General features: G+C 43.5%; 16 protein-coding genes and 2 pseudogenes. 9 read left to right on the forward strand and 9 right to left on the reverse strand.

Features of this window, described 5'->3' with window-relative positions; all coding sequences use genetic code 11:
* Positions 1-25: 25 nt before the first annotated feature.
* The 4 genes from BM329_RS10110 to sdhC are packed head-to-tail and all read right to left on the reverse strand — an operon-like array spanning position 26 to position 3,277.
* On the reverse strand, positions 26-742 hold the full coding sequence (locus BM329_RS10110) for a succinate dehydrogenase iron-sulfur subunit (protein ID WP_092552512.1): 717 nt from the start codon (positions 740-742) through the stop codon (positions 26-28).
* A 37-nt stretch (positions 743-779) separates the two neighbouring features.
* Positions 780-2,546 (reverse strand): succinate dehydrogenase flavoprotein subunit, encoded by a 1,767-nt coding sequence (gene sdhA, locus BM329_RS10115; RefSeq protein ID WP_092552515.1) that lies wholly within the window; start codon positions 2,544-2,546, stop codon positions 780-782.
* Entirely contained in the window at positions 2,547-2,894 is a 348-nt protein-coding gene (gene sdhD, locus BM329_RS10120) for a succinate dehydrogenase membrane anchor subunit (RefSeq protein ID WP_092552518.1), read from the reverse strand.
* The gene (sdhC, locus tag BM329_RS10125) at positions 2,888-3,277 is read right to left on the reverse strand and encodes a succinate dehydrogenase cytochrome b556 subunit (RefSeq protein WP_092552521.1); all 390 of its coding nucleotides are present in this window, start codon (positions 3,275-3,277) and stop codon (positions 2,888-2,890) included. The genes sdhD and sdhC overlap by 7 nt, the downstream gene beginning before the upstream one ends.
* A gap of 622 nt (positions 3,278-3,899) precedes the next feature.
* Between sdhC and BM329_RS10130 the strand changes: the two genes are divergently transcribed.
* Positions 3,900-5,183 (forward strand): citrate synthase, encoded by a 1,284-nt coding sequence (locus tag BM329_RS10130; RefSeq protein WP_092552524.1) that lies wholly within the window; start codon positions 3,900-3,902, stop codon positions 5,181-5,183.
* A 232-nt stretch (positions 5,184-5,415) separates the two neighbouring features.
* Here the strand turns inward: BM329_RS10130 and BM329_RS10135 are convergent, their stop codons facing one another.
* Both BM329_RS10135 and BM329_RS10140 read right to left on the reverse strand, forming a co-directional pair.
* Positions 5,416-6,159 (reverse strand): type 2 GTP cyclohydrolase I, encoded by a 744-nt coding sequence (locus BM329_RS10135; RefSeq protein WP_092552527.1) that lies wholly within the window; start codon positions 6,157-6,159, stop codon positions 5,416-5,418.
* A gap of 296 nt (positions 6,160-6,455) precedes the next feature.
* Positions 6,456-6,557: pseudogene (locus tag BM329_RS10140) on the reverse strand (DUF2517 family protein); the annotation flags it as partial.
* A 412-nt stretch (positions 6,558-6,969) separates the two neighbouring features.
* On the opposite strand from BM329_RS10140, the gene kdpF reads away from it, so the two are divergent.
* Genes kdpF through kdpD form a run of 5 tightly spaced genes read left to right on the forward strand, consistent with a single transcriptional unit; the run spans position 6,970 to position 14,168 of the window.
* Entirely contained in the window at positions 6,970-7,059 is a 90-nt protein-coding gene (kdpF, locus tag BM329_RS14490) for a K(+)-transporting ATPase subunit F (protein WP_143101234.1), read from the forward strand.
* On the forward strand, positions 7,060-8,757 hold the full coding sequence (gene kdpA, locus BM329_RS10150; RefSeq protein ID WP_092552533.1) for a potassium-transporting ATPase subunit KdpA: 1,698 nt from the start codon (positions 7,060-7,062) through the stop codon (positions 8,755-8,757).
* A 16-nt stretch (positions 8,758-8,773) separates the two neighbouring features.
* Positions 8,774-10,840 carry a potassium-transporting ATPase subunit KdpB gene (kdpB, locus tag BM329_RS10155; RefSeq protein ID WP_092552536.1) on the forward strand — a complete coding sequence of 689 codons (2,067 nt, stop codon included), beginning with the start codon at positions 8,774-8,776 and terminating at the stop codon, positions 10,838-10,840.
* A gap of 40 nt (positions 10,841-10,880) precedes the next feature.
* The gene (gene kdpC / locus BM329_RS10160; RefSeq protein ID WP_092552539.1) at positions 10,881-11,462 is read left to right on the forward strand and encodes a potassium-transporting ATPase subunit KdpC; all 582 of its coding nucleotides are present in this window, start codon (positions 10,881-10,883) and stop codon (positions 11,460-11,462) included.
* 3 nt (positions 11,463-11,465) lie between these two features.
* Complete coding sequence (gene kdpD, locus BM329_RS10165) at positions 11,466-14,168, forward strand: two-component system sensor histidine kinase KdpD (RefSeq protein WP_092552542.1); 2,703 nt, start codon at positions 11,466-11,468, stop codon at positions 14,166-14,168.
* A 179-nt stretch (positions 14,169-14,347) separates the two neighbouring features.
* Here kdpD and pulA read toward each other — a convergent pair whose 3' ends face one another.
* Positions 14,348-17,155, reverse strand: coding sequence for a pullulanase-type alpha-1,6-glucosidase (pulA, locus tag BM329_RS10170; protein ID WP_092552557.1), 2,808 nt, complete (start codon positions 17,153-17,155; stop codon positions 14,348-14,350).
* A gap of 289 nt (positions 17,156-17,444) precedes the next feature.
* On the opposite strand from pulA, the pseudogene BM329_RS10175 reads away from it, so the two are divergent.
* A pseudogene (locus BM329_RS10175) lies at positions 17,445-17,580 on the forward strand (EamA family transporter); the annotation flags it as partial.
* A gap of 14 nt (positions 17,581-17,594) precedes the next feature.
* Here BM329_RS10175 and pgm read toward each other — a convergent pair.
* A complete protein-coding gene (gene pgm, locus BM329_RS10180; RefSeq protein WP_092552545.1) occupies positions 17,595-19,235 on the reverse strand; it encodes a phosphoglucomutase (alpha-D-glucose-1,6-bisphosphate-dependent) in 1,641 nt (546 codons plus the stop codon).
* Positions 19,236-19,335: 100 nt separating this feature from the next.
* Positions 19,336-19,869, reverse strand: coding sequence for a replication initiation negative regulator SeqA (seqA, locus tag BM329_RS10185; RefSeq protein WP_092552548.1), 534 nt, complete (start codon positions 19,867-19,869; stop codon positions 19,336-19,338).
* A gap of 271 nt (positions 19,870-20,140) precedes the next feature.
* Here seqA and ybfF point away from each other — a divergent pair, with 271 nt between their 5' ends.
* On the forward strand, positions 20,141-20,920 hold the full coding sequence (gene ybfF, locus BM329_RS10190; RefSeq protein WP_092552551.1) for an esterase: 780 nt from the start codon (positions 20,141-20,143) through the stop codon (positions 20,918-20,920).
* Positions 20,921-21,313: 393 nt separating this feature from the next.
* Positions 21,314-22,051, forward strand: a complete 738-nt coding sequence (locus BM329_RS10195) for a class I SAM-dependent DNA methyltransferase (RefSeq protein ID WP_092552554.1) — start codon at positions 21,314-21,316, stop codon at positions 22,049-22,051.
* The last annotated feature ends 367 nt before the right edge of the window (positions 22,052-22,418 follow it).

Below are 22,418 nucleotides of genomic sequence, written 5' to 3' on the forward strand. Positions count from 1 at the left end.
GTGTTATTTATGCACAAAATTTTATTTATGCACTGTGTTTCAGCAGCATAGATTTAATATGACCAATCGCTTTTGTCGGGTTCAGTCCTTTAGGACATACGTTGACACAGTTCATGATCCCGTGGCAGCGGAAAACACTGAAAGCATCATTCAGATTATCCAAACGTGAGGCTGTTTCAGTATCACGGCTATCAATCAAGAAACGATACGCTGCCAGAAGACCCGCTGGACCAATAAATTTATCAGGATTCCACCAGAATGACGGGCAGGATGTCGAGCAGCAAGCACATAGAATACATTCATACAAGCCATCCAATTTTTCACGCTGTTCTGGTAATTGCAGGTGTTCACGCGATGGAGGATTTTTATCATCATTAATCAGATAAGGGCGGATTTTTTCATATTGCGCATAAAACTGCCCCATATCAACAACCAGATCACGAACCACAGGCAAGCCCGGCAACGGACGAATAACAATTTTTTTATTGCCACGACGCAGTGCTGAAATCGGCGTAACACAAGCCAAACCATTTTTACCATTCATATTCACACCATCAGAGCCACAAACTCCCTCACGGCAAGAACGACGGAATGCTAAGGTCGGATCTTGCTCTTTTAGCTGGATAAGTGCATCCAGCAACATCATGTCACGCCCTTCCTCAGCTTCCAGAGTGTAGTCCTGCATATGGGGCACATCATCTACATCTGGATTATAACGATAAATTGAGAATTCAAGTTTCATAATCTATTTCTCCGCAACTGGAATATCAGCAACGCAATTAGTAAGAACGCACTTTCGGCGGGAAAGCTTCACGCAGTTTTGGCTGCATATTTACTTCACGACGAGTCATGCTCTCAGTTTGCGGCAAATACAGGCTATGGCAGAGCCAGTTAGCATCATCACGTTCTGGGTAATCAAAACGGCTGTGGGCACCACGGCTTTCTGTGCGGAAGTTCGCAGCGACTGCGGTAGAATAAGCAGTTTCCATCAAGTTATCTAATTCCAGACATTCGATGCGCTGGGTATTGAATTCTGACGAAGTATCATCCAGACGAGCATTTTTCAAACGATCACGGATCACTTTCAGTTCATCCAGCCCTTTCGCCATTGAGTCGCCTTCGCGGAATACCGAGAAGTTATTCTGCATGCAGGATTGCAGAGTCTTACGGATTTCAACTGGATCTTCACCTGAACGGGTATTGTTCCAACGATTCAGACGTTGCAATCCAAGATCAATATCAGATTCACTGGCATCGCGGCTGGTCCCCTGCTCCATCAGACACTCTTTCAAATGCAAACCTGCGGAACGACCGAATACCACCAAATCGAGCAATGAGTTACCACCCAGACGGTTTGCTCCGTGAACGGATACACAGGCAATTTCACCCACGGCAAACAAGCCCGGAATCACAACGTCTTCGCCTTTTTCGTTGACTGTCAATGCCTGACCAGTGATCTTCGTCGGAATACCACCCATCATATAGTGGCAAGTCGGAATAACCGGAATCGGCTCTTTCACCGGATCTACGTGAGCGAAAGTACGGGATAATTCGAGGATACCCGGCAGACGGGATTCCAACACTTCCTTGCCCAGATGATCCAGTTTCAATTTCGCATGAGGTCCCCATGGACCATCACAACCACGACCTTCACGGATTTCAATCATGATGGAACGAGCAACCACATCACGACCGGCAAGATCTTTCGCATTTGGTGCATAACGCTCCATGAAGCGCTCACCATCTTTATTCAGGAGGTAACCGCCTTCACCACGGCAGCCTTCTGTAACCAATACACCCGCACCAGCGATACCCGTTGGGTGGAATTGCCACATTTCCATGTCCTGCACAGGGACACCAGCACGCAGAGCCATACCAACACCATCACCTGTATTAATATGCGCATTGGTTGTGGATTGATATATACGGCCTGCACCACCGGTTGCCAAAATGGTTGCTTTAGATTTGAAATAGACGACTTCACCCGTTTCAATACAAATAGCGGTACAACCAACAATCGCACCATCCTGATTTTTAACCAGATCCAGTGAATACCACTCCGAGAAAATAGTCGTGTGATTTTTTAAATTTTGCTGATACAAAGTGTGCAGTAGAGCATGACCAGTACGGTCAGCGGCAGCGGCAGTACGAGCAGCCTGTTCACCACCAAAATTCCTGGATTGCCCGCCGAATGGACGCTGATAAATCCGGCCATCATCCAGACGGGAGAACGGCAAGCCCATGTGTTCCAGTTCCAGAATGGCTTCTGGCCCTGTTTTACACATATATTCGATGGCATCCTGATCACCGATATAATCGGAGCCTTTCACCGTGTCATACATATGCCATTCCCAGTTATCATCATGGGTGTTGCCCAGAGCTACAGTAATTCCGCCCTGTGCTGAAACAGTATGTGAACGGGTTGGGAATACCTTGGAAATCAAGGCACAGGATAAACCCATTTGTGAAATTTGTAGTGCGGCACGCATACCTGCGCCGCCAGCACCGATAACAACAGCGTCAAACTCTCTTACTGGCAGTTTCATTTATGCACCCCACACAACAATTGTTCCGTAAATCAAATAAGATAACAGTGCCACAATAATTACCAGTTGCAGCACCAGACGCAGTGCGAGAGGCTTGACATAATCTGTCAGCACCTGCCACATACCGATCCATGCGTGAACCAGAATGGAAATTAACGTCAATACTGTGAACACTTTAGTGAGAGATGCAGAGAAGAAACCGCGCCAGACTTCATAAGTCATATCCGACGTTGTTGCGACAAAACCAACGAGGTAAAGGACGTACAAAACAATAATAATTGCAGATGCACGTAACAGCAGCCAATCCTGAATACCCGTACGACCCAATGCGGATGCGTTGCTTACCATAATAATACCCCAGCCAGAATAGACAGAATAACCGCGATCACTATTGCTACTTTGGCAGAAGCACTACCGGTAGCAAGGTTTTCCTCCAAGAAGCCGAAATCCATCAATACATGGCGAATACCCCCACAAACGTGGTAAGCCAACGCCGTCAATATCCCCCACAGGATAAATTTGGCGAAGAAGCCAGTCATGATTTCAGATGCTTGTAGGAATCCCTCCTGCGAAGATAGTGACATACCCAACAACCACAGCAAAATGCCGACTGCGATAAAGGTGATGACGCCTGAGATACGGTGCAAGATCGATGCTATTGCGGAGACGGGTTGGTTAATCGTCCGCAGATCAAGGTTGACAGGTCTTTGTTTTTTCACAATTTTGCCCACAAAGCTTTTTTTTATTTTCCATCCTCCGGTCCTGGGCGGGAATCAGACAGCGCTAAGAGGATACAAAGACACAACATAATAAAACTAACAATCCTTACTGTTCATCATAAAGTTGTGATTTGGTTACGCTGGGTGCTCCTACATCAGGGTAATCCGGAGACCTGACGGAAGTATAAGTACTTCACATTGTTATTACAATTACCACACAATATGATTATTAACATTTAGCTTGAACAGTGAGAAAGATCACGCTTCAAACCTTTACTATAAAAAACATTATCTTGTTTGACAAATATTAAACATTTATCTTACATATATGTCGTTATATATTGTTTGCCGTCGTTCCACGATGAAAAAATAAACTTAACGAAAAACAGAAGTTATGGAAAAGTATTGTTTAAGCACAAAATGGTAACATTTTATGTCAAGAATACTTTAAACATAATTCCCAGAAACTTTTTAACAACCTGAAAACCATTGTCATCCGTAATGAGATTTCAGCGTTAAATGTGATACCAGCCTGATTTTAAATTCTCTCCGGTAGCACAATGCCTTCGGCACAGTATAAATTGCGCCTATCTGGTTGTTAGGGGTTATAAATATAAGCGCTAAGGAGATGTAAATGGCTGATAAAAAGGCTGCGTTGAACATAAATGGTTCAGCTGCTATCGAACTAGACGTACTAACGCCGACCCTAGGTTTTGAAGTGATTGACGTTCGTACTCTCGGCTCAAAGGGCTTCTATACCTACGATCCTGGCTTTACTTCCACTGCCTCCTGTGAGTCGAAAATCACCTATATTGATGGCGATGAAGGCATTTTGCTACACCGTGGTTTTCCCATCGATCAGCTTGCAACGGAATCAACCTATCTGGAAGTCTGTTACATTCTGCTGTACGGCGAGCCGCCAACTCCCGAAGAATATGAAAAGTTTAAAAAGACGGTAACCCGCCATACGATGATCCATGAACAGATCACCCGCCTGTTCCACGGTTTCCGCCGTGATTCCCATCCAATGGCTGTACTTTGTGGTGTTACTGGCGCGCTGGCTGCCTTCTACCATGATGCATTGGATGTCCATAATCCTCACCATCGTGAAATCACCGCTTATCGCCTGCTCTCCAAAATGCCAACTGTGGCGGCAATGTGTTACAAATATTCCCTTGGACAACCTTTCGTTTACCCACGCAATGAACTGTCCTACGCGGCTAACTTCTTGCACATGATGTTTTCAACACCTTGTGAGGAATATAAAGTTAATCCTGTGTTGGAACGCGCTATGGATCGTATTTTCATTCTGCATGCAGACCATGAACAGAATGCTTCAACTTCAACAGTGCGTACTGCGGGTTCTTCTGGTGCCAACCCGTTTGCCTGTATCGCCGCAGGAATCGCATCCCTGTGGGGACCAGCACATGGCGGCGCAAACGAAGCTTGTCTGCGTATGCTGGAAGAGATCCAAACTGTCGAGCACATTCCTGAATTCATTGCTCGCGCTAAAGATAAAAACGACTCTTTCCGCCTGATGGGCTTTGGTCACCGTGTTTATAAAAACTACGATCCACGCGCGACAGTAATGCGCGAAACCTGCCATGAAGTGCTGAATGAACTCGGCCTGAATGACAGCCTGCTGGAAGTGGCAATGGAACTGGAGCGTATCGCCCTGAACGACCCGTATTTCATTGAGAAGAAACTGTACCCGAACGTTGATTTCTATTCTGGCATCATATTGAAAGCCATGGGTATTCCATCGTCCATGTTCACTGTGATTTTCGCCATTGCCCGTACCATCGGCTGGATTGCGCACTGGAATGAAATGCATGATGAAGGCCTGAAGATCGCTCGCCCACGCCAGCTTTATACTGGTCATAGCAAACGTGACTTTGCGAGCCAATTAAAAAAGTAATTTAGTTATACACTTCGTCTTTCAAACTGCCTCTTTGTTTGCTGCGCTCGCTCACCCCGGTCACATAGTTATCTATGCTCCCGGGGATTTGCTCTCTTGCCGTCGCGATGCAACTTGAAAGGCGAAGTGTATAAATTATGTATCAACCGATGAAAGTAAAGACCGTTTCCATCAAAATATAAACACACCCCAGCTTCTTTCTCCGGGAATCAACCGGGGGCTATATCAAACATTAAGCCGGATTAGGAATATCAATAAAAGTTACATCCAAACCATGATTATTGGCCAGCCATTCACCGAGTGCTTTGATGCCATAACGCTCTGTGGCGTGATGTCCGGCGGCAAAGAAATGCAGCCCCATCTCACGGGCAACATGGATAGTCTTTTCTGATACTTCCCCTGTCACAAAAGCATCAACACCAAATTCAGCCGCCTGCTCGATAAAACTCTGGCCACCGCCTGTACACCATGCCAGTGTGCGAATTTCTTCCGATGCATTGTCGCCACAGTGCAAGACCTTTCGTTCCAACTCTTTTTCAAGGCGGTCTGTCAATTCTGCGGGAGTAATGGGCTGATCAAAAACACCATGAGGAAGCAGAGAATCAATATTGCCGATAATCTTCGCGCCCATTTTTCGAGCCAGCTGGACATTGTTACCCAATGTAGGATGAGCATCCAGCGGAAGATGATAGCCATACAAGTTGATATCATTGCAAAGCAGAGTTTGTAAACGGCGGCGTTTCATGCCACGGATAACCGATGATTCATTCTTCCAGAAGTACCCATGATGCACGATGATGGTATCCGCTTCGAGGCGAACCGCTTCGTCCAACAATTCCTGACAGGCTGTCACACCTGTAACTATCCTCTGAACATGGGGACGGCCTTCCACTTGCAGTCCATTGGGGGCATGGTCTTGAAATTCAAGGACATTCAATTCCGTATTGAGCACATGTTCCAATTCAACATTGTTCATCACATTCCCCCTATTACTTAGTTTTTTCAACATAAAATACATATCTGCCATAACTAAGCCAATTAACCCGCCAAATTACCTGTTTTTTTACATTCCTGTGGCAATTCGAACCCCATTAGATATAGATTGCATATTATATATACTGCATATAAAACAAAACACCTCGCCAGAGTAAACCAGTGAGGTGTCAAAATGCTATATTAAAATCAAAGTACTTGTTCAGGCAGAAAGCGCTAAGATGAAAAAAGCAAACCTGATAGACGGAAAATGCAGTCATGCGCTGTCATAATGGAATTTCAACGGTTTCGAATACCTGCGGCCGTTTCTGAACTTTCCAGCCACACGGGCCTATCACTGGTTTTCAGCCATACTTTATGCAAGTAGCTGTAAATTCGGGCTATAAATCACTCTTTTTTCCTGTGTGCGTAATTTAATTACAAAAAAATACCTAAACAGAAACAAAACAAACAATTTAAAAACAAAAAATTAACCCTCTATTGTTTGCTACACTTGCCTTAATAACGCTTATTAACTAATTCTGTTTTCCTTTTATACATTTTTGACATTTCCGGATCTCTTTTAACAACTTTCTCTTTTAACAACTTACTTACATGATCATATCTATATCCAATGGATTTCTGGATGCAGCGCGACGGCAAGGGAACAAATCCCCAACAACTTAGATAACCGTATATTTATAAAAACGGTGACTGGGTAAATGAAGCAGCCAACAAAGCTGCAACTTGAAAGACAACGGATATGTGCAATAACTGGCTAGTTCTTAAAGAAATAAGCAAGGAGAGATACACCATGAACGTATTGATCATCATTGGTATTTTTCTGGTGGTGCTATTACTAATTTATCTGATTTATGCGCTATTAAATGCGGAGGACTTTTAAATGGCAGCATCGGCTTTTCTACTGATTGCCAGTTTTCTGTTACTTCTGTTTCTATTAAGTAAACCTCTTGGCAGTCTGATTGCCCGTTTAGTCGAAGGAGAACTACCACACTGGCTGACCAAAACAGAAACCAATCTGTGGCGCTGCTGTGGACTACAAAAACCCGGCACCAGCATTAAAGAGATGAACTGGTGGCACTATTTTATCACCATCCTCATATTCAACATTACAGGATTATTGCTGTTATTTATCCTGCTGATAAGCCAAGGGCATCTGCCATTGAATCCACAGCATTTTCCTGGGATGAAATGGGATCTGGCTTTAAATACCGCTATTAGCTTTGTCACCAATACCAATTGGCAGGCTTACAGCGGAGAAAATACGCTTAGTTATCTAAGCCAAATGGCGGGATTGACTGTTCAGAACTTTCTGTCTGCGGCAACAGGAATTGCAGTAGCATTTGCCTTTATACGGGCATTTTCCCGCCAAGGGGTTAACACACTGGGAAATGCATGGATCGATATTACGCGCATCACCCTGTATCTTTTGCTACCACTGGCAGTCATTATTGCCTTACTTTTTGTCAGCCAAGGGATTATCCAAAATCTCTCTCCTTATGTACTGATTCATTCCATTGAAAATCAACAACAATTACTCCCTATGGGACCCGTCGCCTCACAAGAGGCAATCAAAATATTGGGAACAAATGGTGGAGGATTTTTTGGGGCAAACTCTGCACATCCATTTGAAAATCCAACCGCATTCAGTAACTTTATTCAAGTTCTGGCTATTTTCTTGATTCCCAGTGCATTGTGTTTCACATTCGGTCTAGTTGTTGGAGATAACCGCCAGGGTTACACCTTGCTCTGGGCTATGAGTCTTATTTTTATTTTCGCTACAATCGCTGTGATGTATGCCGAAATAAATGGTAATCCTCATCTTGTATCCCCCAGCATCAGCAGTCATTTCAATATGGAAGGGAAGGAAACCCGTTTTGGTATTCTTGCATCCTCTCTCTATAGCGTAGTTACCACAGCCGCCTCGTGTGGTGCTGTCAATGCCATGCATGATTCTTTCACTGCACTGGGAGGTATGGTGCCACTCTGGTTAATACAAATCGGTGAAGTGATATTCGGCGGTGTAGGTGCTGGCCTTTATAGCATGTTGTTGTTCGTCCTTCTGGCTGTATTTATTGCAGGTTTGATGATTGGCCGCGCACCAGAATACTTAGGTAAAAAAATCGATGTCTATGATATGAAAATGGTCGCATTGGCAATTTTGATTACCCCTTCACTTGTCTTACTGGGGACCGCTTTGGCGATTTCAACCGATGTCGGTCGCAATGCAATTACCAACCCCAGTGCTCATGGCTTTACCGAGGTACTCTATGCTTTTTCCTCTGCCGCCAACAATAACGGGAGTATGTTTTCTGGACTGAGTGCCAATAATGTTTTTTATAATTTATTGTTGGGAACTGTGATGTTTCTCGGACGCTTTGGCAGCATTGTGCTGATCCTTGCGATCGCTGGTTCTATGATCAGAAAAAAACGCCAGCCTATCAGCAGTGGTACCCTACCGACATACGGTTTTCTCTTCACTGGATTATTAATTCTGGTTGTTTTATTAATTGGCGCACTCACGTTTATTCCCGCTCTGGCCCTTGGTCCCATTGCAGAACATTTACAACTTTGGCAATAAGAGTGTGAGGTAACTCATGAAAAACAGACAACAAGCATTATTTGAATCTACTTTGATTCGCCATGCACTTATCAATTCACTAAAAAAATGTTATCCCACTCTCCAATGGCGTAATCCCGTTATGTTTGTTGTTTATCTGGGAAGCTGCCTGACTACCGCCTTATGGATTGGAATATTAGTGGGACAGCTCACCGGTAACGCTCTATTTACTGGCTCAATTGCCCTTTGGCTATGGTTTACTGTGCTATTTGCCAATTTTGCAGAAGCTTTGGCGGAAGGACGCAGCAAGGCGCAAGCATCCAGCCTAAAAGACGTAAAAAAAACCAGTTGGACAACTAAACTGACATCGCCCAATCGTGAAGCCACAAAAGAAAAGGTGGTTTCTGATATTTTATGCAAAGGCGATATTGTGTTGGTAGAAGCAGGCGAAATTATTCCCTGTGATGGTGAAGTCCTCAAAGGAGGTGCCTCCGTTGACGAAAGTGCTATTACAGGAGAGTCTGCTCCGGTTATCCGCGAATCTGGGGGAGATTTTGCCTCAGTTACTGGTGGCACCCGGGTTTTATCAGATTGGCTGATTATTGAATGTACCGTCAATCCGGGAGATACTTTTCTGGATAGGATGATTTCAATGGTCGAAGGTGCCAAACTGCGCAAAACACCCAATGAAATATCCCTCACCATTTTACTTATTGCATTAACCATTATTTTCCTGCTCGTCTGTATAAGCCTGCTTCCTTTTTCCTTCTTCAGTGTTCATGCCAACCAATCCGGTGCTCCTCTCACACTCACTGTGCTTGTTGCCCTGCTGGTTTGCCTTATTCCTACCACTATTGGTGGGTTACTTTCCGCAATTGGCATTGCAGGCATGAGCCGCATGCTGGGTGCCAATGTAATCGCCACAAGTGGGCGCGCCATTGAAGCCGCTGGCGATGTGGACGTTCTGCTACTGGATAAAACTGGAACAATCACGCTGGGGAATCGCCAGGCATCTCAATTTTTACCCGCCCCCGGCGTAACAGAACAACAGTTGGCCGATGCAGCCCAGCTATCTTCTCTCTCTGATGAAACACCGGAAGGACGCAGTATCGTGATTTTGGCAAAACAGCGTTTTAATATGCGTGAACGCGATCTTCTGGCACTGAATGCCAAATTTATTCCTTTCTCAGCGATGACACGCATGAGCGGAGTTAACATTGGCAATCGCATGATTCGCAAAGGTGCAGTTGATGCCGTTCGTCGTTATATCAAAGCTAACCACAGTCAATTCCCTGATGCGATTGATCTTTTAGTACAACAAGTTGCACACAAAGGGGGGACCCCGTTGGTCGTTGCTGAAAATCAGCAAGTTCTGGGAGTTGTTGCCTTGAAAGATATAGTCAAAGGCGGAATCAAAGAACGTTTCAGTGAAATGCGCAAAATGGGCATAAAAACCGTAATGATTACAGGGGACAACCACCTGACCGCTGCTGCGATTGCAGCCGAAGCGGGTGTTGATGATTTTCTGGCAGAAGCTACCCCGGAAGCGAAACTGGCTCTTATCCGCCAATATCAGTCCGAAGGGCGCCTGGTTGCCATGACGGGAGATGGTACAAATGATGCACCAGCACTGGCGCAGGCAGATGTTGCTGTTGCGATGAATTCAGGTACGCAGGCTGCAAAAGAAGCGGGCAATATGGTGGATTTGGATTCTAATCCCACTAAGCTGATTGAAGTTGTGCATATTGGTAAACAGATGTTGATGACCCGTGGTTCTTTGACCACGTTCAGCATCGCCAATGACATAGCCAAGTACTTCGCCATCATTCCCGCAGCCTTTGCCGTGACGTATCCCCAGCTTAATACCCTGAACTTAATGCATCTTCATTCACCGGGGTCGGCAATACTGTCCGCAACTATTTTCAATGCAATCATCATCATTTTCCTGCTTCCTTTAGCTTTAAAAGGTGTCAGTTACCAGCCAATGAATGCATTATCACTTCTGCGCCGAAACTTATGGATATATGGTTTCAGTGGCTTGCTTGTTCCCTTTGTCGGCATCAAGCTCATTGATATGCTGCTAACTGTATTAGTTCTAAAATAACTTATTGTTAAATAACTAAGCCTGTACAAAGGTGATAAAAATGATTTGGTTACGTTCTTCGATTGTTTTGCTGACATTTCTTGCGATAATCACGGGTATTGCCTATCCATTACTGGTGACAGGAATATCTGAAGCCTTATTTCCCCACCAGGCTCAAGGGTCATTAATAGAACAAAATGGCAAATGGGCTGGTTCTAAGTTAATTGGTCAAAATTTTACCAAGGCCATCTATTTTCATGGGCGCCCTTCTATGACAGCCGAAAAGCCGTATAACACTCTGGCATCTGGAGGCAGCAATCTTTCAATCACTAATCCAGTATTGACCAACAAATTGCACCAAAACATTATCCGAGTACGTTTATTTAATTATCCCGAAAGCCTTCCGATCCCTGTTGAATTAGTAACGGCATCCGGTAGTGGGCTAGATCCCCATATTTCCCCCGAAGCTGCTGAATTTCAGGCGCAACGTGTTGCTAAATCCCGCCACTTGCCACTCAAGACGGTTAATGAATTAATTCAGAAGCACACTGAATATCCCTTACTGAATTATTTAGGCAACCCCGTGGTGAATGTACTAGAACTTAATCTGGCTCTTGATAATCTACATCCAAAAGGCAGATAAAATATGGATCAAAATGAATCGCAACGCCCCGATCCAGATGATTTACTGACACTGGCAAATAAAAAACCACGCGGCAAGCTCAAAATATTCTTTGGTGCTTGTGCGGGTATTGGTAAAACCTATGCCATGCTGCAAGAAGCCCAACGCCTGCTGGCGCAGGGATTAGACATTATTATTGGGGTTGTTGAAACTCATGAAAGACAAGAAACCGCTGCCTTACTAAAAGGCCTGCCTCAATTACCGCCAAAATATCTTCACCATCATGACCGCAGGGTAACAGCCTTTGATCTTGATGCTGCCCTTGCCCGTCATCCTGCCATTATTCTGATGGATGAACTGGCATTCAGTAATCCTCAGGGATGTCGGCACCCCAAGCGCTGGCAGGATGTGGATGAGCTACTGGAAGCAGGCATTGATGTGCTGACCACAATCAATGTGCAACATCTGGAAAGCCTGAACGATGTTGTCGGGGCAATTACCAGTATCCGCGTCCGCGAAACTATTCCCGATCATATATTTGATCAGGCCGATGATGTGGTTCTGGTCGATCTCCCTCCTGATGACCTGCGCCAGCGGCTTAAAGACGGCAAAGTCTATATTTCTGGTCAGGCTGAGCGTGCCATTGAACATTTTTTCCGGAAAGGAAACCTGATTGCGTTGCGCGAATTAGCACTACGCCGCACGGCAGACCGCGTAGATGATCAAATGCGGGCTTTTCGTGATACCCGTGGACAAAAACCCGTATGGCATACGCGGGATAATTTACTCTTGTGCATTGGCTGCAATGCAGGCAATGAAAAATTGATCCGGACAGCAGCTCGTCTGGCAGCAAAGTTAGATTGTGTCTGGCATGCTGTTTACGTTGAAACTCCTAAATTACACCGCCTGCCAGAGAGCAAACGGCGTACCATTTTAAATGCATTGAAACTGGCGCAAGATCTGGGCGCAGAAACTGCAACGCTCTCTGATTCCCATGAAGAAAAAGCGATTCTGCGCTATGCCAGAGAACATAATCTGGGCAAAATCCTTATTGGCCGTTATTACGGTGCATACTCAAAATTATTTGGTTATAAATGGCGACCTGACTTTGCTGAAAGACTGGGTAAACTCGGCCCTGATCTGGACTTAATTATTGTTGCATTGAAGGACCGGAAACCCTGGGATAAAGAATCAAAAGATCATCGCCCATTCTATGAAAAATGGCGAGTGCCGATCCAGGGCTTCATTATGGCTATCGTGCTTTGCACTTTAACCACTTTCTTTTCGAGAACATTTTTGCTTACCCTTGATAAAGCCAATCTGGTCACTCTCTACCTGCTTGGCGTTGTCATCATCGCCTTATTTTATGGTCGTTGGCCTTCAGTCTTTGCTGCTTTTATCAATGTTGTTAGCTTTGACCTCTTTTTTGTCCAACCGCATTGGTCATTGGCAGTCAAAGAAATGCAATACCTGCTCACATTTACTGTCATGCTGATTGTGGGCGTTGTCGTAGGAAACCTGACCGCAGGAATACGCTATCAGGCCAGAGTTGCCCGCCATCGGGAACAACGAACACGGTACCTGTATGAAATTACCCGGGAACTTAGCCGAGCGTTGAATGAAGAAGATGTAGCCCGTGTCAGCTATCACTTTCTATCCAATAGCTTTCAGGCAAAAACCGGGCTGTTGCTACCAGACAGCAGCCATCGTTTATATCAAGTAAAATCCAATAACGGTGGCCAAATGCAAATCGATAAAGCTATCGCAAAATGGTGCTTTGACAAAAAACAACCTGCTGGGGCTGGTACTGATACTTTACCGGGAGTGCCTTACCAATTACTTCCCATCACCACACCTTCTCAGGTATTCGCCGTTCTTGCGATAGAATCTTCTAACCTGCGCCAATTACTGGTGCCGGAACAACAGCGATTATTACAAACATTCACAGGTATTATTGCCAACGCACTGGAGCGCTTACATCTGGCACGCAGCGCAGAATCTGCCAAACTGGAAACTGAACGAGAGCAACTGTGCAATTCTCTGCTGGCAGCATTATCCGATGATCTACGTACTCCATTGACCGTTATGTTTGGGCAAACAGAAATATTAATGTTAAATTTATCTGCTGAAAATTCACCACACACTCAACAAATCAATCAAATTCGCCAGAAAATTCTCAGTACTTTTCGGCTGGTTAATAATCTACTGGATATGGCACGCATCCAATCGAGGGGGATTCAGCTTAACCTTGAATGGTATCCGCTGGAAAAAATTGTCAGCGGTGCTTTACGTTCATTGGAATATAGCCTTCAACGCTACAATGTAGAACTTTCCCTACCTGCCAATTTATTCTTGCATTGCGATGCAACCTTACTGGAACGTGTTTTTATCAATTTACTGGAAAATGCCATTAAATATACTCATGAACAAACACTCTTGGGCATACAAGCCATCATTGAACAAAAACAAATAAATATTGAAGTCTGGGATGCTGGAATTGGAGTTCCATCAGGGCAAGAACAACTTATTTTCAATAAATTTTCACGCACCAGTAAAAAATCTGCCATACCCGGAATTGGGTTGGGATTAGCCATCTGCCGAGCCATTATTGAGATTCATGGCGGCAAGATATGGGTGACTAACAATAAAAGAGGTGGGGCAAGTTTTCACTTTGTTTTACCGTTGGGGGAGTCACCAAAAATTGCATGTGCTCTAGAGGACATGTAAGTACAGACAAAAACAATACAATATTTATCATCAGCATATTTATCATCAGCATAGAGCAAATCAATTCAACCCCATCACTCACTTTTCAGGTACCCAATCTGACTAACCTTACCCCCTGAGTCATTTCACCGCTACAAATTCCGCCGCTACAATTAATTTGAAAGGAGCAAGCACAGGTATTATTTCTTACGGACAGGTATCCCTTTTCCTCGAATTCCTTCCTGTGGTAAAACCAATACTGCTACTGACCATGCAGGCATAATAACCTCACCATTTCCCTTTATTTTCACTCCCGCAGCCAGAGAGTTACTGCCCAATTCATGCTGAATATCATTTAACTTCAATCCATTGATATTAAGTTCTTTGACAGCAGCAGGCCACGGGGCAGCATTAATAACCACGACCAAGCCATCAAATCGCCAATCACGATCGTGAAAGGTCGTATTACCGTCGTCAATAGTCATCACCAGCAACCCGATTTGCTGATGTGGGCCTACGTTCAAAAAATCAATACGTTGCTTAACCGCAGCTCCATCACCAAGAGCCAGCAATGGTGAAAATCGACGTAAACGCAATAATTCCTGATAAAAGGCCATCATTTGCAATAAGTCACTTCGGGCTGGTTTTTGAACCCAATTTTTCACACGATTAATCAACGGATAATTTTTACCATCATTGCTGCACTCCGGCATTCCCATATCATAGTTATTATCCTTATAGTCATAGCTAACACGATTAAACCAATCACCCGCATTGTAAGAATCACGGGTAAACGATTTTGAGCGTAATAGCTCTGAGCCTTGTTGGTCAAAAGCCAACCCTTGCCCAAGGAATACGGTGGCAAGAGAGATTGCCTGCATACGTACCCGCGTTGCCAGATCTGCATGATATGCAGCCTTGTAGCTAATAATATCCCACAATGTCTGATTATCATGCTTGGATACATAGTTAAGTACTTCAGTGGGATTTGACGCATATCCTGCAATAATGCCTTTATAATCAATTTCATGACCTTTTTTCACTGCCCCGTCTTTGTCAATCATGACAAAATCAGCCAGATTGCCGATCATACCAAGACGCACAAGATCCAATAAATGGCGTACTTCATTTGCATCTAACCGCGAAATTTCATTAGGCAATGTTCCTGCACCATTACCAATCCCCTGATTGGTGCGGATATTATCAGCAAAATCAAACGGCCCACCCCCCCGTACCGCATCCCGCAATCTGTCAGAGAAAGTACCTATGCCAGTCCCCCTAAGATTAATTTGTGAGGCGGTTTCGAACCGATCATCCTGTCCTGAATCCCAGCCTTCACCGAAAAAATAGACTGATGGATTAACAGCCCGGACTTTTTCCAGTGCTGATAGAATTTGTGTTTTGGGGTGATACCCCATTAAATCAAATCGGAACGCATCAATCTTATAGTCTTTAGCCCAGGTCACCAGTGAGTCTTCAATAAGTTTGGCGAACATTCGATGCTCCGGCGCGGTATCGTAACAGCAGGTATTTTTTTCAACCTGACCCGTTATTTCATTCAAACGGTGGTAATACCAAGGTACTATTTTATCCAGTACCGATGTTCGGGCTGTCGGACCAACAGCATCAGTATGGTTGTAAACAACATCCATAATCACATTCATACTTAATTGCTGTTTGATAGCCTGCACCATTGCACGAAACTCTTTTATGCGCCCTGAACCTTCTGGATCAGTGGCATAAGAGCCTTCCGGCACTGAATAGTGAAATGGATCGTAACCCCAATTATAGGAGTCTGTATTTGCCACCATCGCATTCAATTCTTGCACTTGCGGGTTATTGATATCGTCTGTGGGTTGCAATAGTTGTAAAACTTCTCTTACCGTCAATGAACTCTGGCAATAATCAGCAAAACGGCTATTTTTCACTATCGGGTTAATCTGGCACAAACGACTAAATGGATGATCAATATCAGCCACTTTGTCGTTAAATTCATTAATGGAAGCGATATCAAATACAGGTAACAATTCCAGATGGGTTATCCCTGACTGCCCGAGCATTTTTAGGTGCTTGAACATATTACTGTTATTGGCAGTCAGAGCCAGATATTTACCACGCCAAGTTTCTGGGATCGTGTTATCTGCAACAGAAAGATCGCGGATGTGCGTTTCAGAAATGGTCATACGCGCAATATCTGCGGATGTGCTTTGCGAGTGTGGAGTAAGCAAATTATCCCAGTTTTTCGGTTTCAATGCTCCATCATCCAGATTGACAATCTGACTATATTCCGAATTGCTGGACAAACTATACGAATAGGGATCAGTAACCTCATAATGTTCGACATTGCGGGATTGGGGATGGTACACAGTTAATGCATAGCGGTAATAGGAACCCATCAATGCTCTATCACCCTGCCATGACCAAGAGCCACTTGCTGCGTCACGTTGCATTATATGATTAGCAATAATCTGTTTGTTTTGATTATAAATTAATATATTGACCTCTTGCGCACTAGGTGCCCAGAGGCGGAAAAGTATTCCCTTATCATTGACTAATGCACCATATTTTAACGTTTCAGCAGCATCAGCAAAACGGTCATCCAGCACTCCCGCTGTCTGAACCTGAGCCGATGAAAGTAATTCACCTTGCTCATTAGCAGCCAGAACAACTAAATCCCCTGTCAGCAGCCGATCAATTTCCACATTTTCTGGCAAGCCGAACGCTGTCCATTCAGCCAAATGAGGAAACTTTCTTGCGGTTTCCTGACTCAAAATTGTCGGTGTGAGTATCAGATAGTCATCAGTAAAGTAACCTTGTTTATTGGTTTCTACTTTTTTGTTTTGATTGTGGTATAAGCGGACAATGGGCTGACCAGCACCTTCCGACCATAATAATGTTTGTCTGTCAACCCAATGTGCAGATGCCTGAGAAATTTCTGGTTCTGAGTCAGAGGCTTCAGTGTGCCGATAAATTTGCCCACCCAATACCTGATTCAAATTTTGTGCCATCGGTTTCTCCTGAATGTTGAAAAAATCATTTTTGTTTTGGGAGCAACTTGCAAGTAATAAAATAAGTAATCCATTGAATAAAATAGGATAAATCTTTTTCCAAAAGTGAGATGTCATTGCCAACCCTTTTTAACAAAAAAGATAACATCGACCATTTTATTTTTAATAAAAATGGGAATAATAATTAAATATTGTATTGAAAATTCTTACCTCATCCTTTTATCAATAAATATGGGAGGAGAATAAAGGATGAATTATTTTTCTGATGGAACACACAGGATAATTGCATATGAGTACATGGTTGCTTTATGCCTTACTCTCCGCACTAACAGCAGCACTGGTAGCTATCTTTGGTAAAATTGGGCTACAGAATCTGGATGCCGATACCGCAACCTGCCATTTGTGCAGTCATTATGGCATTGTTTAAATCAGGAATTAATTAACCCGCAGCAAATACTTGATTAACGATTTCCTGTGCTTCTTGCTCAATTTTCTCTCGATGTTGAGCACCGAGGAAACTTTCGCAATAGATTTTGTAGGCTTCTTCCGTTCCAGAAGGGCGAGCAGCAAACCAACCGTTATCACTCATCACTTTCAAACCACCAATAGAAGCACCATTCCCCGATGCGGTTGTCAGGCGAGCAGTGATTGGATCTCCTGCCAATGTCCCGGCTTTCACCATTTCTGGTGATAATTTGGACAGCAATGCTTTTTGCTGATGAGTCGCTGCCGCCTGAATGCGGCTGTAGCTTGGCGTACCAAAACGAGCTTCCAGTTTGTTATAGCGCTGCTGTGGGTTCTCACCAGTAATTGCGGTCATTTCAGCCGCCAGCAAACAAAGGATAATGCCATCTTTATCGGTTGACCACGGTGTACCATCAAAACGCAGGAAAGATGCGCCCGCACTCTCTTCGCCACCAAAGCCCAATTCGCCTTTATATAGCCCATCTACAAACCACTTGAAGCCGACAGGAACTTCCAGCAATTCACGGCCTAAATCAGCAACAACGCGGTCGATCATGGCGCTGGAAACCAACGTTTTGCCTACAGCAACCTTTTCAGACCATTGTGGGCGGTGGCGGAATAAATAATCCACTGCCGTTGCCAGATAATGGTTAGGATTCATCAGGCCAGCTGGTGTGATAATCCCGTGGCGGTCATAATCAGGATCATTGGCAAAGGCCAAATCGAATTTACCACGTAACTCCAGCAAACCCGCCATTGCCCAACGGGATGAGCAATCCATGCGGATCACACCGTCATGATCCAGTGTCATAAAACGGAATGTCTGATCGACTTTATCATTAACCAGTGTCAAATCGAGATTGTAGTACTCACCAATCCGCTGCCAATAGGCGATACCGGAACCCCCTAATGGATCAACCCCAATTTTCAGCCCCGCTTTCTGAATAGCGGCCATATCGACAACTTCACCTAATGCGGTAACATAATGATCAATTAAATCTTGTGGATGCAGATATTCACTTTTCAATACCTGTTCATAAGGCAATCGCTTAATGCCATTAAGATCACCCGCCAGTAATTCGTTGGCACGACACTCAATGATGGCAGTAAGATCAGTATCGGCAGGCCCGCCATTAGGTGGATTATATTTAATACCACCGTCTTCTGGCGGGTTATGCGATGGTGTGATCACAATTCCATCCGCCAGATTTTTTCCCTGACGGTTATAACATAAGATGGCGTGAGAAATAGCCGGAGTTGGTGTAAAACCGTTATTTTCCTGCACAATCACATCTACGCCATTCGCCGTTAATACCTCCAATACAGAGATAAATGCCGCTTCAGAAAGTGCGTGAGTATCTTTACCCACATAACATGGCCCGGTAATCCCCTGCTGCGAACGGACTTCCACTATCGCTTGAGTAATAGACAGAATATGAGTTTCGTTAAAACTGTTGCGTCCAGAACTGCCACGGTGGCCAGAAGTACCAAACTTGACCTTATGTGTCGGATTTTCAGGGTGTGGTTGTAGGGTGTAATACTGTGATGTGAGCTGAGCAACATTAATTAAATCATACTGCTGGGCAAGTTGCCCGGCTCTTGGGTGAATTGCCACTTTATTTCTCCTGCGAGACTGCACTGGCTTACCCGCCAGGGCAGTATAAATAAGTTCAGCGGGTTAGAGCTGCTAATTAAACTAATGCTAACTAAGCTAACTAAATAGTGCCGCACACTTTTTCAATCAAATTTGCCGGAAACTTCATATCCTGCATAACATGTTCGATCATGCTGCGTTTACGGTCAGTATTGGTATTGGTAATTACCCAGAAAGGAGTACCGGGGATATGACGTGGCTTGGTCTGCTTGCCACTGGCCAGTAATGTATGCTCATTTCCAGCAAAATAGGTGCGGGTACGGCCATGCATCGCTTCTGTTGTTTTAGAAAAACTCTCATTGTTCAGGCTATACAGCGTAGACAGGATCAGCATAAAGCGCTCAACAGATTTTTTCTTTTCTGCATATTCGTCGGAAAGCAATAGCTCGCGAACAACGCGAACAGCATCACGGGAGCGGGATACGGGAGTTTTAACAGCAGGTGCGGGATCATTGGCAGGTGGTGTAATTTGTACTGGCTGCCCGGCATCAAATTTCAGTATGCGCCGTAAAATATCAGATGCACTTTCACCGATATGCAGAGTTTGGCTTGCAATAAAGCGGTAAAGGTCTTCATCAACTTCTATCGTTTTCATTTCTATCCAGTACTGTTCTTAATGAAAAAATTATCTTGCGATTATAAGATATAATACCAAAAAACAAAACAATTAAACTTTCAATAACTTAAAGTGACTCTTTCTAAAATTAGTCATTTTAAAAAAAGTGATTTTTCCTTTAAAATAAATCAATCAGTTACAACTATTTCATCTCATTTTCATCCCATTGGATTTGTCGCTGACCGCGTGTCATGATATTAAGCATCTCAATATTAAACATTGCATAAATGACATTAAGTTCAGGCAAATCATGAAGTCAAACAATCAATTAAATTATCATTTTCACACACCGGAAAATCCGAAATCATCCACGCCCATTGTTTTGATTCATGGCCTTTTTGGGGATTTAAACAATCTTGGAATATTGGGGCGCGATTTACAGCAATATTATCCAGTAATTCAAATCGATGTGCGTAATCACGGTATTTCACCACGAATGGAGAACATGGATTACCACGATATGGCGCAGGATGTTTTGACTCTCCTTGATGAGCTTAATGTGCCAAAAGCTACAATCATCGGGCATTCCATGGGCGGAAAAATCGCCATGACCATGACAGCGGTTGCACCAGAACGCATTGAGAAAATAGTAGTTATTGATATGGCTCCTGTTGCTTATGCAATCCGCCGTCACGACAATATTTTCTCAGCACTGAACAACGTTATAGAAGCAGGAGCAAAAACCCGGCAGACAGCGGCAGACATCATGCGTCAGGATATTCGGGAAGATGGTGTTATTCAGTTTTTGCTGAAATCATTCCGCCAGGGAAAATGGAAATTCAATCTGCCTGTTTTACAAAAAGAATATGAAAAAATTATCGGTTGGGAAATTATTCCTGCATGGTACAAACCTGCCCTGTTTATTCGTGGTGGAAATTCTGATTACATCACTGAAGAATATCGGGACGATATTAGCAGCCAGTTTCCACAAGCTACAGCATGGGTTGTAGCCGGTTGTGGACATTGGGTTCACGCAGAAAAACCTGAAACTGTGCTCAGGGCAATTCATCGATTTTTAGGAACAGAATAATGATGATATCAACCCACCGAATGTGGGTTGATAAAAATAATATTCTTTCAAAATTACTGAAAAATCACTCCATTCAAAAATAATTTCATTTTTATTTTTAACCTTCCTAACAAAGTATATACACAATGGATTTCAAGTTGCATCGCGACGGCAAGAGAGCAAATCCCCGGGAGCATAGATAACTATGTGACCGGGGTGAGCGAGCGCCGCCAGCAGCGAGCGCCGCCAACAAAGAGGCAGTTTGAAAGACGAAGTGTATAACCAGTATAAAAATAGTTATACCTGTTCCACTGACAACCTCTTAATATACACTGATAAAAAACAGTTATTAAATATTACACCCGTGTTAAACAAGTAAATATAACATTTTGAATTTAATTAAGGATAAAAGTAATGACCGATAATATTTTATATAATCCGATTGCACATCTTTATGAAAGCTTTTCAGACTCAACCCCCCATATCGACGTAGAAATTCGTACTATGCTCAATCTGGCCGGTGATGTACAAGGGAAATCAGTGTTAGATTTAGCCTGTGGATATGGTCTTTTTAGTCGGAAATTTAAAAAACTCGGTGCTTCAAAAGTTATTGGTATCGATATATCTGATCAAATGATAGAAATTGCCAGAAATAAATCGCAACAATATAACGACGGTATCGAATTTCACATAAGAGATGTCTGCAAAATGGAATCATTCGGAAAATATGATCTCATTGTCGCAGCCTGGCTATTCTGCCATGCCGAATCCCTTGAAGACCTTAGCACAATGTTTCGTGTTATTGCCGATCATCTTAAGCCTTCCGGTAAATTTGTAGCTTATACATTTGAACCAGACTTCCGATTGGAAAAAGGCAATTACATGAATTATTCCATAAAAGTACTTAGTGAAGAGGCGGTAAAAGATACGACGCTTGTGAAAGCTGAATTTCTTACTATTCCCCGCAGTCCTTTCACAATGTACCGTTGGAGCCGTGAACAGTATGAAGATGCTATCAATAAGGCGGGTTTCAAACACTTTGAATGGCATAAACCGATGCTGATGGAAAGTGATATTGTAAGTCAGCCTCCCGGTTATTGGAATGATTTTCAACGAAACTGCCTTGATACAGCGCTTGTTTGTCAATTTTAAAAAAATAATCCCCCGTAAAACTACGGGGAATTATCTTAACTGGAACTTAAAAAATGGCGACTATAAAAGAAAGATCATATTTAACAATTCTGAATCAACCTAATAGTCTACTATAATCAAATTCGCTTTTATGAAAAACGCGTTTACTAGTCTGCTCTATTTTTATTTTTTATAAAATAATAATGGTTCCTCCAATGATAAAAATAATTATTTCGCATGTAAAATTATTATTTTACTGTACTTAACCGAGGTATGACAATATAAAAAAAGACCTTGGATTCGCCTAATAAGTGCAATTTCTAAGAAAGGCGGTCAGTTGCTATAGTAGGCATCTTTCTCGCCAAAGGAAAATGCGCTATGGCCTATA

The organism is Xenorhabdus koppenhoeferi (assembly GCF_900116635.1).
GTDB lineage: Bacteria > Pseudomonadota > Gammaproteobacteria > Enterobacterales > Enterobacteriaceae > Xenorhabdus > Xenorhabdus koppenhoeferi.

What these genes read in the sequence shown, in the direction of transcription:
- BM329_RS10110 (WP_092552512.1), bottom strand. Translation starts at nt 742, where the DNA reads ATGAAACTTGAATTCTCAATTTATCGTTATAATCCAGATGTAGATGAT.
- sdhA (WP_092552515.1), bottom strand. Translation starts at nt 2,546, where the DNA reads ATGAAACTGCCAGTAAGAGAGTTTGACGCTGTTGTTATCGGTGCTGGC.
- sdhD (WP_092552518.1), bottom strand. Translation starts at nt 2,894, where the DNA reads ATGGTAAGCAACGCATCCGCATTGGGTCGTACGGGTATTCAGGATTGG.
- BM329_RS10130 (WP_092552524.1), top strand. Translation starts at nt 3,900, where the DNA reads ATGGCTGATAAAAAGGCTGCGTTGAACATAAATGGTTCAGCTGCTATC.
- BM329_RS10135 (WP_092552527.1), bottom strand. Translation starts at nt 6,159, where the DNA reads ATGAACAATGTTGAATTGGAACATGTGCTCAATACGGAATTGAATGTC.
- kdpF (WP_143101234.1), top strand. Translation starts at nt 6,970, where the DNA reads ATGAACGTATTGATCATCATTGGTATTTTTCTGGTGGTGCTATTACTA.
- kdpA (WP_092552533.1), top strand. Translation starts at nt 7,060, where the DNA reads ATGGCAGCATCGGCTTTTCTACTGATTGCCAGTTTTCTGTTACTTCTG.
- kdpB (WP_092552536.1), top strand. Translation starts at nt 8,774, where the DNA reads ATGAAAAACAGACAACAAGCATTATTTGAATCTACTTTGATTCGCCAT.
- kdpC (WP_092552539.1), top strand. Translation starts at nt 10,881, where the DNA reads ATGATTTGGTTACGTTCTTCGATTGTTTTGCTGACATTTCTTGCGATA.
- kdpD (WP_092552542.1), top strand. Translation starts at nt 11,466, where the DNA reads ATGGATCAAAATGAATCGCAACGCCCCGATCCAGATGATTTACTGACA.
- pulA (WP_092552557.1), bottom strand. Translation starts at nt 17,155, where the DNA reads ATGGCACAAAATTTGAATCAGGTATTGGGTGGGCAAATTTATCGGCAC.
- seqA (WP_092552548.1), bottom strand. Translation starts at nt 19,869, where the DNA reads ATGAAAACGATAGAAGTTGATGAAGACCTTTACCGCTTTATTGCAAGC.
- ybfF (WP_092552551.1), top strand. Translation starts at nt 20,141, where the DNA reads ATGAAGTCAAACAATCAATTAAATTATCATTTTCACACACCGGAAAAT.
- BM329_RS10195 (WP_092552554.1), top strand. Translation starts at nt 21,314, where the DNA reads ATGACCGATAATATTTTATATAATCCGATTGCACATCTTTATGAAAGC.